This window comes from Acaryochloris sp. CCMEE 5410 (genome assembly GCF_000238775.2).
Lineage (GTDB): Bacteria > Cyanobacteriota > Cyanobacteriia > Thermosynechococcales > Thermosynechococcaceae > Acaryochloris.
The window spans coordinates 1,804,465-1,818,301 of the sequence record NZ_AFEJ02000001.1 but is presented as its reverse complement, the minus strand read 5'-3'; the positions used below and the strand labels follow the sequence as shown (position 1 = coordinate 1,818,301).

12 protein-coding genes are annotated in these 13,837 nt (G+C 48.1%); 5 read left to right on the top strand and 7 right to left on the bottom strand.

The features are described 5' to 3' along the window. The first annotated feature begins 172 nt into the window (after window positions 1–172). Window positions 173–1,801 (top strand): uroporphyrinogen-III C-methyltransferase, encoded by a 1,629-nt coding sequence (gene cobA, locus ON05_RS08040; RefSeq protein WP_010471613.1) that lies wholly within the window; start codon window positions 173–175, stop codon window positions 1,799–1,801. Here cobA and ON05_RS08035 read toward each other — a convergent pair. Beyond that, window positions 1,798–4,278, bottom strand: a complete 2,481-nt coding sequence (locus ON05_RS08035; RefSeq protein ID WP_010471614.1) for a tetratricopeptide repeat protein — start codon at window positions 4,276–4,278, stop codon at window positions 1,798–1,800. The two genes, cobA and ON05_RS08035, sit on opposite strands and share 4 nt — an antisense overlap. Before the next feature lie 144 nt (window positions 4,279–4,422). Between ON05_RS08035 and ON05_RS08030 the strand changes: the two genes are divergently transcribed. Genes ON05_RS08030 through ON05_RS08020 form a run of 3 tightly spaced genes read left to right on the top strand, consistent with a single transcriptional unit; the run spans window position 4,423 to window position 5,926 of the window. Then, entirely contained in the window at window positions 4,423–4,986 is a 564-nt protein-coding gene (locus ON05_RS08030) for a sigma-70 family RNA polymerase sigma factor (protein ID WP_010471616.1), read from the top strand. After that, window positions 4,983–5,474 (top strand): hypothetical protein, encoded by a 492-nt coding sequence (locus ON05_RS08025; protein ID WP_010471618.1) that lies wholly within the window; start codon window positions 4,983–4,985, stop codon window positions 5,472–5,474. The genes ON05_RS08030 and ON05_RS08025 overlap by 4 nt, the downstream gene beginning before the upstream one ends. Further along, entirely contained in the window at window positions 5,462–5,926 is a 465-nt protein-coding gene (locus ON05_RS08020) for a Spy/CpxP family protein refolding chaperone (RefSeq protein ID WP_010471620.1), read from the top strand. Before ON05_RS08025 ends, ON05_RS08020 begins: the two co-directional genes overlap by 13 nt. Here the strand turns inward: ON05_RS08020 and ON05_RS08015 are convergent. Beyond that, the gene (locus tag ON05_RS08015; protein ID WP_010471621.1) at window positions 5,910–6,458 is read right to left on the bottom strand and encodes a shikimate kinase; all 549 of its coding nucleotides are present in this window, start codon (window positions 6,456–6,458) and stop codon (window positions 5,910–5,912) included. The genes ON05_RS08020 and ON05_RS08015 overlap by 17 nt on opposite strands. A gap of 12 nt (window positions 6,459–6,470) precedes the next feature. After that, window positions 6,471–7,517, bottom strand: a complete 1,047-nt coding sequence (locus tag ON05_RS08010; RefSeq protein WP_010471623.1) for a fatty acid desaturase — start codon at window positions 7,515–7,517, stop codon at window positions 6,471–6,473. A 369-nt stretch (window positions 7,518–7,886) separates the two neighbouring features. Between ON05_RS08010 and miaB the strand changes: the two genes are divergently transcribed. Continuing rightward, a complete protein-coding gene (gene miaB / locus ON05_RS08005; RefSeq protein ID WP_010471625.1) occupies window positions 7,887–9,251 on the top strand; it encodes a tRNA (N6-isopentenyl adenosine(37)-C2)-methylthiotransferase MiaB in 1,365 nt (454 codons plus the stop codon). 291 nt (window positions 9,252–9,542) lie between these two features. Here miaB and dprA read toward each other — a convergent pair whose 3' ends face one another. From dprA to petB, 4 genes are all read right to left on the bottom strand, one after another. After that, on the bottom strand, window positions 9,543–10,673 hold the full coding sequence (dprA, locus tag ON05_RS08000; RefSeq protein ID WP_010471627.1) for a DNA-processing protein DprA: 1,131 nt from the start codon (window positions 10,671–10,673) through the stop codon (window positions 9,543–9,545). Between the two features lie 127 nt (window positions 10,674–10,800). Beyond that, complete coding sequence (gene def, locus ON05_RS07995) at window positions 10,801–11,370, bottom strand: peptide deformylase (protein ID WP_010471629.1); 570 nt, start codon at window positions 11,368–11,370, stop codon at window positions 10,801–10,803. A gap of 1,092 nt (window positions 11,371–12,462) precedes the next feature. Beyond that, a complete protein-coding gene (gene petD, locus ON05_RS07990) occupies window positions 12,463–12,948 on the bottom strand; it encodes a cytochrome b6-f complex subunit IV (protein WP_012164940.1) in 486 nt (161 codons plus the stop codon). A 131-nt stretch (window positions 12,949–13,079) separates the two neighbouring features. Then, the gene (gene petB, locus ON05_RS07985) at window positions 13,080–13,727 is read right to left on the bottom strand and encodes a cytochrome b6 (RefSeq protein ID WP_010471635.1); all 648 of its coding nucleotides are present in this window, start codon (window positions 13,725–13,727) and stop codon (window positions 13,080–13,082) included. Window positions 13,728–13,837 lie beyond the last annotated feature (110 nt).

Sequence of the window (13,837 nt, the reverse complement as noted above, 5' to 3'; positions counted from 1 at the left end):
TACTAGAGAGCTGTCATTCTTACGATTTGGTGAGTGATCTGGTTGAGTTTTCCCCGGCACTGTCAGCTCAGGATATGGAAGAGGTTGCTTACCAAACCAACATGTGGCCGCAGGAGAATCATCTCTTGCTAGCAATACAAGCTAGGATCGAAGCAGTTGAAATCCAATCGTTTTGAGCGAAAACAACTATTCAACAACTCAAACGCCTAAGTCACAGGGCAAGGTTTTTATCATTGGTGCTGGCCCTGGGGAACATAACTATCTTACGGTTATGGGACAAAACCTGCTTGCTCAGGCTGACGTCATCCTCTATGATGCCCTGATCAATCCTGAATTATTAAACCTCGTAAAGAAAACTTGCTTAAAAATCCCAGTGGGCAAGCGAGGTAAGGGTCCTAGCACTCCCCAAACAGATATTGATCGCCGGTTAGTGGCGTATTGTTGCCAGGGATATCAAGTTGTCCGCCTTAAAAGTGGTGATCCCTTTGTGTTTGGACGCACCACGTCTGAAGTCCTCGCCTTACACGCAGCAGGTTGTGCGGTTGAAGTGTTGCCGGGGATTTCTTCTGCCCTAGCAGCACCTTTATTTGCTGGCATTCCCCTGACTGATGCCCAATTGGGCCAGCACTTTACGGTATTGAGTGCCCATGCCCCAGAGCGTCTGGACTGGTCTGTTTTAGCCCAACTCGATACCTTGGTGATTCTGATGGGGGCGCGCCATTTAGAGAACATTGTCCATCACCTGAGACACAATGGCCAGCCCGAACAACATCCGATTGCCATTATTCGTTGGGGAGGTCGGCGTCAGCAGCAAGTTTGGACTGGCACGTTAGGGACGATTGTGGCCCAAACCCAAGGAGAGTCACTATCGCCTTGTGTGATCGTGGTGGGCAAAGTCGTTCATCTCCAACCAACCCTGGGGCTTTCTTTCCCGACCAACAGTGAATATGCTCATAGAAGTGATTCTGCACAATGTTCCATGGGTGCTACTTCTCTTCAGTCGATTTTACCGTTAGCAGGTAAAACGATCTTGGTGACGCGAGCCGTTGCCCAATCCAAGACCTTTAGTCAATCTCTCATATCGATGGGGGCGACAGTAGTGGATATGCCGGCCTTAGAAATTGGCCCACCGTCCTCTTGGGAGGCGTTAGATGATGCGATCGCATCTTTAGATCACTTTGACTGGCTGATCTTGACGTCTGCCAATGGCGTTACTCGCTTCCTAGACCGCCTATTCCATGCGGGTTTAGACACACGAGCACTCGCTTCCGTCAAGATTGCAGTGGTCGGTCGAAAAACAGCCAAAACTCTAGAACAGCAAGGATTAAAGGCGGACTATATCCCACCTAACTTTGTTGCGGATGCTTTAGTAGAGCATTTCCCAGGGGAAACACTGACGGGGCAGACCCTGTTATTCCCCAGAGTTGAAAGTGGTGGACGAGACGTTTTGGTCAAACAACTGACCCAAAAAGGGGCAACAGTGGTGGAGGTAGCGGCCTATCAATCACGATGTCCAGCAACCATTGCCCCCCAGGCCCTCCAGGCCTTGCAAACTCAAACCGTTGATATCGTCACCTTTGCCAGTTCTAAAACGGTTCGCTATTTTTATCAGCTTCTGCAGCAAGCGGTTGGAGAGGGTAAACCCCAGGCATGGCTTACTCCCCTCAAGGTCGCCTCCATTGGTCCTCAGACTTCATTGACCTGCCAAGAGCTGCTGGGACGAGTCGATATTGAAGCGGAGGAATATACCTTAGACGGTTTAACGCAAAGTATTGTTGACCACTATCAGACTCAAGATTAGGCCTCATTCCATACCAACATTTCCGGGAAATTCCCAGAAATGGTAAACCCCACCCAATACCAAGGGTGACTAAACGGACAAACATCTTGACCTGCCTCCTGGGCTGCGGCCTGGAGTTCGGCTTCAATTCGTTCAAGGGTGTTTTTTTGTGAGCTGTCTAATTCTAATGTGTTGCCCAGGGTAATCCACCATTGAATCGCATGTCGGTAGGTGAGGTTGCGAAGCCAGTGCTGAGCCTGCCGCAAGGCATGGACAGGATTGCCGTTTTGGTGCAATAGATGATGGACCTGGGTCATCAGCATGATTCGGGAACAGTGATTGACCTCCCACAAGCTGTTGAGCACATGCTGCACCCCTAATGAGAGCAGGCATGTTTCTAGATCTGGAATAGACCCTGGCAACGGTTTAAGGTTTTGAGGACCACCCGAGAGGCAAACCGTTGCATAGGATTGCCAATCCAATGCAAATAAGTCCTTTAGAGTCAATTGCTGGCCATTGGCTAGAACCCAAGCCGGTAAAGGGAGCGTTGAACGATTTGTAGCTGTCACCCCCGTAAAATGAATACTCCCTCCCGAGACCTTGAGCGCCGCCAAGACCGTCTTCTGAGTTAGCTGGAGTCCTCCCAATTGAATATGCTGTCGGTAGGATCGAGCGATGGCCAGGGCCTCTAATTCTGTGAGGTTATTATCTTTCTCCTCATTAGAGCCTTGGGGCGGAACAATGGTTAATAGATGGTCTTGAGGGGAAGACTTTGCGGTCAGTAGATTGAGGCCAATTTGCAAACTGGGGAGGAGCGTAATGCTAATCTGCTCTGGGAAAAGGGCCGCCATCGGTAGGTGACGCCATTGCTCAGGTCGCACAAGAATCAGTTCGTGAATACCAGTTAAGGCGTTTTGACATAAAGCCTCAATGGCTAAAATCTCTTTCAGTTGGGTGAGGAGTTGAACCCCTTGCCCTTTCAACCAAAAGTTAGCCCCCAGCCCTAAAATCGAATCAGAATTTTTTTGGGAAAGATGCTGGGCTTTATCCCAGTTTTTTTGCCACAACTGCAGGCAAAAATGCTGATCGATCAGAGCAGTATCTAGATCCGTCGGGTGAGCCGATTCTGATTCCAAGGAGTGGGCACAAAACAGCACAGGGTCTTGGTTGGATTTGAGAATAAAGGTATAGAGGTGGGCGGGACTGAGATGCCAATAGAGAATGGCTCGCTGAGGATTGAGGAGGGGGGTAAGGTCCGTATATTGATGCTGAACTGGATCGTAATCAGGACCAGATTGCCAATATCCTAAGGTGCGATCTTTGCAGCGTTCTGCCCAGAGAATCGCGTCTTTCAATTGATTCTGCTGGACCAGCCAATCGACCTGCATCTGTTGAAAACCAGCAAATTGTTCTTCTAGCTGTCGATCCTGCTCAGGGGATAGATTGACATCCCGCTTGATGGTTTGCAGCTTGATGGCACCTTCAAGAAGCATGGAGTGAACGGCAGCCGTTTCTTGCAAATGGAACCGCACTTGCAGTAGAGATTGCCAGATGGTTAAGTGATGCTGAGGAAAGGTTTGGAAATCCAGCAAATCTAGGGCTCTTAGATAGCTTAATTTGGCTGCTTTCCACATTTTGGTTGGCGACGGATCTTGCCAAGCCTGTTGAGCTTGAAAATCCCCTTTGCGCTGATGGAGGCTACCGCAGCCTAGAGCATAATCATCGGCATCACACCACAGGGCATCAATGCCTTGATTCCAAATCGCAATGCCAGCGTCTGCCCCCTGAAGATGAAGCATCGCCATCCCCAGATCGTCCCAAGCTTGCCATAACTGCTTATCGGTCCAGCGCAGGGCTTGTTCATAGCTATGAATGGCTTCTTTGAAATTACCCAGCTGAATTAAAATGCTGGCCCGGTTATTCCAGGCTTGGTACAAATCGGGCTGGTGCTCTAGGGCTTGATCAAAACTTGCGATCGCATCCTCATATCGCTGTAAATTGAATAAAACCAGCCCCCGTTGATACCAAGCCTGGGCATGGTTAGGCTTAAAGGCCAAGACTTTATCATAGGCGGCTAAGGCCGCATCAAAATCTTTGGCTTTGGTGCAAGCCAGGGCGCGTTTTTGCCAAAAGTCATAATCTTTACCGGAGATGGTGTCAGCGGTGGCAGGCGGTACGGCCTCTGTTTTGACTGAAGTGAGCAGGTCTTCTGGCTTTCCCTGAGCTTTGGCTAATAAAGACTCCAAAGGAATCATTTTGAGTTTGGCCTCTGGGCTGCCAAAGAGGCGTTGAGCATTATGGTTCGCCGTGATTGCCTCCCCATAAAACCCTAATTTCTGCAGGACATTGCCACATTGCAGCCAGGCATCTGCGTTCCTAGGGGTCAGAGCCAGACCTTGATGAATACAATTCAGGGCATCAATATACTGATTCTGTTGGAGATACGTTTTTGCCTGCTCCAGCCAAGTCAGGGAATCTGAGAAATCAGGGCTCGTCATACCAAATTTCTCCCTTACCTTGATACCCTGAAGGGGCAGTCAGCCTGCAGCGCTTTTTCGATGTCATTGAACCAATCCTTGCTGATTTCAGTCTAAGGGATTGAGAAGAGCTGCCGGTAATAAATTATTGAAAACAAAGTAAAGGTGAGTACCGAACAACTGTCAACCGACGATTCAGACCATGCCTTAATTCAAGGCTGTTTGCGGGGCAGCACCCAAAGCTTTCGAGTTTTGTATCGTCGACATCAGGCCCGAGTGCGGTCCACCCTCATGTCTTTATGCGATCCGGAGGTGTTAGATGACCTCGTTCAGGATGTGTTTGTTCGGGTTTGGAAAGGATTACCCAAAATGGAAGGTCGGGCCAAATTTACGACTTGGCTCTATCGCATCACTTGGAATGTGGCCGCAGATTATCGGCGGTCAGCAGCTCAAAAACGGACGCGCTGGCAAGCCCTGACCCATCAACTCCCCAGCCAGTCCACAGAGCCCAATTGGCAGCATCTTCACCATCAGGATTTGATTAAACGTGGCATGGGTCAACTGAGTTTTGAACATCGCAGTGTGATTGTGCTCCATGACTTACAAGATCTTCCCCAGCAAGAGATTGCCGAGATGTTTGAGATTCCTGTAGGCACCGTCAAGTCTCGTCTATACCACGCCAGAGCGGCCCTCCGAAAATTTTTGCAACATGAAGGGATTTCCCTATGAACCACCCTCCCGATCCTGATCTGAACGGATCTGATGCCCATCAAGATCCATTCCTGGATGACGCTCCGTTGGTGAATTTTCTCCAGCGGTATCAACCAGATGTACCCGACGCGTCTCCAGACTTGGAAGATAGGATTCTCCATGCCGTATTAGATGAAGTCACCCAGTCTTCCTCCGCTCAAGTATCGGAGGAGCAAGGAGGATGGAAGATGGCCCGTTGGGGGATTCCAACGGCGATTGCAGCCACCATCGCTCTATTCTGGGGCGGATCACAACTTTGGCAAACAGCTAAACAACCTATTCCTCCCGATGGAGAGTTGGAAGCCTTTGTCGCCGAAAGCTGGTCGGGCGCCTTTGACCCCTTCAATGACGAGGACACCGATTTTTTGACGGATCCCTGGGATTGGTGGGGGCATTCGCCTTCCACATCCGTTATTGCTGAAGCCCAAACCGTTATGTGCAAGAGGTCCAAACCATGTCAAGAATAACTAAAGGAGTTGTTATTTGCTTCGCCCTGATTGGAGTATGTTCCCTGGGGCAATGGGTGGGAAATACCTCGCAACCCAGTGTGGCTCAAGTCCCTGAACGTCCACAAAGACGACGGCCCGGACTCTTCCGAGACTTGCAGCTTTCACGGCAACAACGTCGAGAGATTCGCGCGATTCGTCAAAAATATGGTCCCCAAACCCGAGCAAAGGCTCAGTTACTGCGACAAACTCGGAACGAGTTAAAAGCCATGATTGCCGGGGAAGCTCCTGAAGCGGATGTGCGTGCCCAATTTCAGTCCTTAGAGGCATTGACTCAGGAGACCTTGAACCTGCGGTTTGAGAATATGATGGCGATTCGCAAAGTCCTGACTCCAGACCAACGTCAACAGCTAGAGCAAAAGCTAGCAGAGCGACGGCGGCGACGGCAGCGACGGCTTAATCCTGAGGGCTAGCCTCGGGGCGCAGCACTTTGGTGATCTCTTGGACGACAGATTCACAAACTGACTCCACAGACTGATCCGGCTTCAGCACGATATGAGCATCTGCCTGCCGATAGAGAGGTCGCCGTTGGGTCAGTAATTCCTCTAGAACTTCTTGGGGATTTGGTTTTTGGAGCAAGGGCCGGGACTGGTCTGTCTGAAGACGCTGCCATAGCTGATCAGGTTCTACATCCAGCCAGATGACAAGGCCATGTTGCAAAAAGCTCCAGTTCTTTTTATCCAGAACAATCCCGCCGCCTGTGGCCACTACCAGCTTGGTGTGAGCAGCCACTTCGGACAAGACTTTAGATTCAACTTGCCGAAAATGAGCTTCACCCGATTCAGCAAAGATATCGGTAATGGCTTGACCTGTCAGTTGGGTAATTAGGTCATCCGTATCAACAAAGCCGTAGCCCAGTTGTTGAGCTAAGGCCCGGCCTGTTGTCGATTTACCACACCCCATCATACCGACGAGATAAAGATTGACCCCTTTAAGGTTGATCATTGCTAATGGTTCTTAACTAGCCGCCTGGTGCTCCTTAAAAGACCGATAGGCTTTTTCAGAATCATAGAGATGGCATTCTTCTGAAATTTCTTTCATCAAGGCCCAGTTAAATTCGCGCTCATACACGTACTGACCCCAATTTTCCTTCAGGCTTTGATGGGCCATGCGTAAATTGTAGGAAGGAATCGCGGTAGAGACGTGGTGAGGAATATGGACATTGATATCGTGGCAGAGAAACTCAACCCAACCCGGATATTTGCAGTGCACTGAACCGACCAGCTGAGCTTCTGCAGCGTTCCAGACTTCTGTGGGTTGAAACGGAATATCAGAGGCGGTGTGGTGAACGATGGTGAAGGTGCTCATCCAGAAGTGGTAGACCATCCAAGGAATCAACCAGAACTTGACGAAACCCCAAATGCCAGTGAAGTAGATCAGAGTCGGGAATGCGATCGCAGCGAACAATACCACAACGCCAATAGAAAGCTTGACATCACCCTTATCTTTCTCATCAAAGGTGGTCCAGTTGAAGTGGAGATTGGCCCAATGGACAATGGAACCCACCCACCAGAAATAACCGCGAATCAGCTCATAAACTGTTCGAATCACCGGATCAAGGCTTTCATACTCAGCCCCATCAAAGGGCCGCCAGGCATTATCCACATCCAGCTCATTGGTATGGGTATGGTGGAAGTTGTGCAAAATCCGCCAGCAGTGAAAAGGATAGATCAGCGGCATCATAAATAGATGACCCACTACATCATTGACCCAGCGCTTCTTAGCAAAAGAGCGATGCCCGGCATCATGACCAATCACAAAGAAACCCGTTAGCGCTGTGCCCGTGAAGATCCAGGCTAGAGGCAGCAAATACCAAGGAGAATTAACAATCGCGACATAACCTAGAGCCACCATCAGCACATTGATGATCGCTCCTGTCCAAGCCTTTACTGCATTTTGCTTAAAGCATTCCTTGGGCAGAGATTTGATAACATCTTGAAGGGTTATGTCCGGATCGGTGAGTGTCCGCAGTTGAGGGTCAGACTTGACAAGGGATGCAGTCATAGCTGAATTAGGAATCTCCTGAGCTGAAATACGTGATCAAGCACCCTATGGCAGGGGACCAAGCAGGGTGTAATGCTTCAAGCTTGGACGGTTAACGGGGGCTTTTTATCCATAAGAGGCTATATTGCAAGGCATTTGAGGGTTGAATGAATCGCAAGACAAATCAATATTTCTCAAAAGCACTTTACACAACTAAACCTCTGTTTTTATAACATGATTTGGGGATCAATCGGTGTTTTTATTCGGGGATTCCTAGGACGGCAACCCGTTTATAGACAGTGACTTTAGCGAACCTTTTCCTGAGTGAATTACCATAGGAACGGTCTCCCTTTTAACCTCATCCAGCCTCTTACCTCGTTACATAACTTTATGAGCTTAGATTCGCGCCGATACCACATCACCACCTATGGCTGTCAGATGAACAAAGCTGACTCTGAGCGGATGGCTGGGGTTTTGGAAAACATGGGCTACCAATGGTCCGAGAACCCAGATGACGCTAATCTGATACTCTGCAACACCTGCACCATTCGAGATAATGCAGAGCATAAGGTCTATTCTTATCTGGGTCGGCAGGCCAAGCGCAAACATGCGCAACCAGATTTGACCCTAGTTGTTGCGGGCTGTGTGGCCCAACAAGAAGGAGATGCTCTGCTGCGCCGGGTGCCCGAACTTGATTTAGTGATGGGACCTCAACATGCCAACCGGTTGCAGGATTTATTAGAACAGGTGGCCAGCGGTCAGCAGGTGTTGGCAACGGAGCCCATTCACATTGTTGAAGATATTACGAAGCCCCGTCGAGATAGTGCTGTCACTGCTTGGGTGAATGTGATTTATGGATGCAATGAACGCTGCACCTATTGCGTCGTTCCTAATGTGCGGGGAGTCGAACAATCCCGGACGCCAGAGGCAATTCGAGCCGAAATGGTGCAGCTCGGAGAACAAGGCTTCAAAGAGGTCACCCTCCTAGGACAGAATATCGACGCTTATGGTCGTGATCTACCCGGCACAACCTCAGAAGGGCGGCATCTGCATACCCTGACGGATCTCCTCTACTTTGTCCATGATGTGCCGGGTATTGAAAGAATTCGGTTTGCCACCAGCCATCCTCGCTACTTTACCGAGCGTTTGATTCAGGCTTGCTACGAGTTGCCCAAGGTTTGTGAACATTTTCATATCCCCTTTCAGTCTGGAGATAACGATGTTCTCAAGGCCATGTCCCGAGGCTATACCCACGAGAAATACCGTCGCATCATTGATAATATTCGCGCGATCATGCCGGATGCCTCCATCAGTGCCGATGCAATTGTGGGCTTTCCGGGGGAAACCGAAGCACAGTTTATGAACACCATGCAGTTGGTCGAAGATATTGAATTTGATCTGCTGAATACAGCCGCTTATTCTCCTCGCCCTGGGACACCTGCGGCCTTGTGGGATAACCAGCTTAGCGAAGCGGTTAAAGCCGATCGGCTGCAGCGATTGAATCGTTTAGTGGGGGTGTGTGCGGAGTTGCGATCGCAACGTTATGCCAACCGTATCGAAGAAGTCCTCGTCGAAGATCAAAATCCCAAAGATCCTACACAAGTCATGGGACGCACCCGAGGTAATCGTCTCACGTTCTTCCCTGGCAAGATTGAGGAATTACGGGGCAACATCGTATCGGTAAAAGTCACTGAGGTCCGATCTTTCAGTCTGACAGGAGAACCTCTGTCAGCTTTGGCAACTGCCTCTAACTAGCGGCAGTCTGTATATTAAAGTTCATCCCATAGCAGCAGACTAATCTTTATGTTCATTCTTCAGCGTTTGGATGTAGTTAGAGACAGAACCATCCCAATGACACAGGCTGCAATACCCATGCAAGAAGTTATGCTCACATTTTGGATAACCATATAAATAATGAGCGCATTCAGGACATAGATGGGCCATCCGTGACTGAGAGACCACATATAAACTCCCGCATTCGTCACATGGTTGAGTATGGGAAGGTGTCATTTAAATCCTTACTCAGATTACATCTACTTCATAGCATTAAGAATTGGGGGCATATCTCATCCCCGGGAGTTGATTAACTAGACCTTGTAACTCTAACTGCAAAATTTCACCCGATACTTCTCCTGCTGATAGTTCAACTGATTGAACTATCAAATCGAAAGGAACAGATCCATCTCCTGACTGATGGCAAAGTTGGCTCACCACTTTCAGGATTTCTGCTTGTGCAGATGGAAGGTTAGAAGGAATCTCTGGAACGCTCGGAGTAGGAGCTGATGACAAGGGCGGTATAGCCCCTAACTGGTCCAACAGTTGACCAATCCCTAAAATTAACTGAGCCCCTCGCTGTACTAATCCTAAACAACCCATTGCCCGAGGATTATCTAACGAACCGGGTAGAACATAAATATCGCGATTATACTCATTGGCCTGATAAGCCGTAATTAACGCCCCCGATTTCGTTGGAGCTTCCATCACCAACAATGCGCGACATAAACCCGCCACAATTCGATTACGGCGGGGAAAATGGGCTCGATTGGGTTGTGTACCAGAGGGATACTCGCTCAAGAGTAAACCCTGTTGCTCAATTTTTTGATATAAACCTTGGTTTCGGGGTGGGTAAATCATGTCTACCCCCGTCCCTAGAACCGCAATTGTGCGCCCACCGCCCTCAATACACCCCAAATGGGCCTGGGTATCAATCCCTTCTGCCATCCCTGACACGACCGTAATACCTCGCTTTGCTAGGGCATAGGAAATCTTTCTAGTCCACCGTTTGGCATATTCAGACGGATCTCGAGTTCCTACAATCCCCACCATTGGGGTACTTCCCTGATTTTCGGAAAGCTGCACTTGGCCTCGATAGTAGAGCAATGGTGGCGAATCCGCAATTTCCGTCAGCATGCGGGGATATGTCTGATCAGCCATGCACCAAAAACTAGGGTTCTTCTGTGTATGCTGAGCCAACAGATCCGCCGGATTTGTTGATTGTCTATGTTTCAGAATGGTCTTCAGGGTTTGCGCCCCAATTCCCGTTACTGTACCTAAGGTGGCAGCATCTGCCGACCACGCCGAGGATAAAGTGCCGAACCGTTGTTGCAAACACTTGAGGACAACTGGACCGATACCTGGTATCTGTGACCAAGCTAACCAATAGGGGCGTTCTTCCACCTTCTCAGAAACTACCGATACTGTTTACGCACCTAAAATATCGCGTTTTGCACCTAAAATAACGATTCTGACGGTCCACCAGATCGCGAAGACTGAGATCAAAGCAAAAACGCTCGGCTCTAAAATCTTAGGCGGCTTCGACTGGTTTCACTGCTTGTTTTGAGAACCCCTGCTTTGTCAATTCTTGGTTCAGCAACAAGCTATTCTCCACTCGATCTACAAACATAACGCCTGTTAGATGATCCATCTCATGCTGAATGACCCGTGCCAGCAGATCTGTCGCCACAATCACTTGCGGTCTGCCTTGCTCATCTTTATAAGCAACTTCAATTTGGGCTGGCCGTCGGACATCTAGATATACTCCAGGGATACTCAGACAACCTTCCTGCCCTAATGCTAAGTCATCACTATGGCGACGAATTTTAGGATTGAGCAAGATAATTGGCTGATTGGCCGGTTCTTCCGGGTCAGTATCCACTACAATGAGCTGCTTGCCTACAGCCACTTGGGGGGCCGCGAGACCAATGCCGTCGGCACTATACATTGTTTGCAGCATTTGGCGGGCCAATTCTCGAATCTCATCATCCACCTTGGACACTCGCTTGGCTGATTGTCTAAGCACGCGATCACCGAGGGTGTGAATATTGAGGGGAGGATTTTTAAGTTTGCGCTTTTCAACCAGAACTTCAGAAGACATAACCAAGCGTATAGGGTGGAACGATAAAAGACGTAGAGAATTTCTCTATCCTTCAATTGTACTCAATCCAGGCTAGACCCTCAAAACTGCCAAAGCTTAAGCTACCCCATTTATCTTGCAAATAGTAATAGCCGGGTGCATTGAATTCAACACACTCGGCTATTACCTAAAAAGGTCAAGGGAAATGGATTATTGATGTTTTAATCACAGTTCCTGTCTCCCTTGACTTAGGGTCTACGCAATTGATCGCGATTGTGCAGCAAACGCAACAAAAAATGGATGGACAAAAGATACAGAGATGCAATGGTCAGCAGCAGGACGGGGAAAGGAATAGTTGGCATGGCAGAGGAGTGTAAGAAGGAAAAAGTAGATTTAGAATCAGCAGTATCAACGCAATGAGGTTGACCTAGCCTACTTTTTTAAGCATGCAAAACTCTACGATTAATAGGATAGGTTCCTAAAAAACGCAGCACGGCAACCTAGGGCAGGCCATTCTTTCAGCACAGGTGCACTAAAAGAATCTCATTACAAAACGGGCAAGTTAACTGGCAAAAAAGCTCACTTAACTTATTACTCCCAACACCCAAGGTATACAGAAAAATCGCGCAGAAACGTTACACAGTTCCTAAGCGTTTAGCTCTCTAAACAATCGGGAAAAGGTAGTGTGAGCCTCTTTTCCTTTCGGAGAGCGTGAATATCAGTTTTTCTAATCCCTTGAATTCTAAGTTAACACAGCTCTCTAGGAATTGTCAGTCCCATTCCTGAGAAAAATTAACAATAGTTAACAATCCCTGAAAATGTTCTTAGTTAACATTTTCAGGGATTGAATTTTTACACAAATATTATTCTAGAAAATAAAATAAGATGTTTCCTAGAATCCATACTTACCGTTTTTATGCAGATAGAGCTATAAGATTATTTAATGGTTAAGGTAAATATTAAAAAGCCGATAGACACTCGATCTCTTTCTAGGTATCCACCATTCCGCCTAAGTGAGAAGGTCTGGATCAAAAAGAGCATCCAATGCTAATTAGCAAATGGATGCTCAGAAAATTAATACCCCTATTGCTTATAAAGCTGAGGGTTCAGAACTTAGAACAATCCCAAGGTCAAAGACTTGTCAATGGGAAGTGTTGCACCAATTCCTAACCATAGGGTGAAGACTACGCTAAATAGGAAGACGCTAGTCGCAATGGGTCGACGGAATGGGTTCTGGAACTTATTCACGTTTTCAATGAAAGGAATAAGCATGAGTCCCAAAGGAATCGTGGTTTGAATAAGTACGCCCAACAGCTTGCTGGGAACTGTCCGCAGAATCTGGAAGACAGGATATAGATACCATTCAGGCAGAATTTCTAAGGGGGTGGCGAAGGGGTTAGACGGTTCACCAATCATGGCTGGGTCTAAGACCGCTAAGCCAATGACCAGGGAGATCGTGCCCATAATCACCACAGGGAAAATATAGAGCAGGTCATTAGGCCAGGCGGGCTCACCATAATAGTTATGGCCCATGCCCTTCTTAAGCTTTTCCTTTAACTGTGGATCGCTTAGATCAGGTTGTTTAAGTATTTTTGCCATGGTTGCGAGTGTTCTCCGTTCTATTTTTGGGTCAGCAGGTGAGGGTTCTCACAAAGACTTACGTCAAAAGTCTGACGTCAAAAGTCTGAGACTCCGAAAACAGAAAACCCGATTCAGAGCCTAAAAAGTGTTTACAAAGGACCAGAAATACCTTGCTTCCGAATCATCAAGAAGTGAAGCAGCATAAACACTGCAATCAACCAAGGTAGAACAAAGGTGTGCAAACTATAAAAACGTGTAAGGGTAGATTGACCAACGCTAGTGCCACCACGTAGCAGCTCAACGATGGAAGAACCAACTACAGGAATTGCTTCAGGAACACCTGACACAATTTTGACGGCCCAGTAACCAACTTGGTCCCAGGGCAGAGAGTAGCCTGTTACACCAAAAGTAACGGTAATCACAGCGAGGACAACGCCAGTGATCCAGGTCAGCTCTCGGGGCTTTTTGAATCCGCCAGTTAGATAAACCCGGAAAACGTGGAGAATCATCATCAAGACCATCATGCTGGCGGACCAGCGATGGATGGAACGTATCAACCATCCAAAATTGACTTCAGTCATGATGTACTGAATGGAGTTAAATGCTTCGGTGACCGTCGGCCGATAGTAGAAGGTCATCGCAAATCCAGTGGCAAACTGGATGATAAAGCAAACTAAGGTAACTCCACCCAGGCAGTAAAAAATATTGACGTGAGGCGGCACGTACTTGGTGGTGACGTCATCGGCAATCGCCTGAATCTCAAGGCGTTCCTCAAACCAGTCGTACACTTTGCTCATAAAGCTAGGGGTTCCAAAAAAATGTATCGCTCTTCATAAAAAATGTAACACAGTGCCTATACACCTTTCAGAAAATCATGGCGGTATTTTCCTGACTCGTCGCAATTAAA

Coding starts and splice junctions, on each gene's coding strand:
- ON05_RS08025 (WP_010471618.1), top strand. CDS start 4,983: ATGAACCACCCTCCCGATCCTGATCTGAACGGATCTGATGCCCATCAA.
- ON05_RS08035 (WP_010471614.1), bottom strand. CDS start 4,278: ATGACGAGCCCTGATTTCTCAGATTCCCTGACTTGGCTGGAGCAGGCA.
- def (WP_010471629.1), bottom strand. CDS start 11,370: ATGTCTTCTGAAGTTCTGGTTGAAAAGCGCAAACTTAAAAATCCTCCC.
- ON05_RS08015 (WP_010471621.1), bottom strand. CDS start 6,458: ATGATCAACCTTAAAGGGGTCAATCTTTATCTCGTCGGTATGATGGGG.
- ON05_RS08020 (WP_010471620.1), top strand. CDS start 5,462: ATGTCAAGAATAACTAAAGGAGTTGTTATTTGCTTCGCCCTGATTGGA.
- petB (WP_010471635.1), bottom strand. CDS start 13,727: ATGAGCAAAGTGTACGACTGGTTTGAGGAACGCCTTGAGATTCAGGCG.
- miaB (WP_010471625.1), top strand. CDS start 7,887: ATGAGCTTAGATTCGCGCCGATACCACATCACCACCTATGGCTGTCAG.
- petD (WP_012164940.1), bottom strand. CDS start 12,948: ATGGCAAAAATACTTAAACAACCTGATCTAAGCGATCCACAGTTAAAG.
- ON05_RS08010 (WP_010471623.1), bottom strand. CDS start 7,517: ATGACTGCATCCCTTGTCAAGTCTGACCCTCAACTGCGGACACTCACC.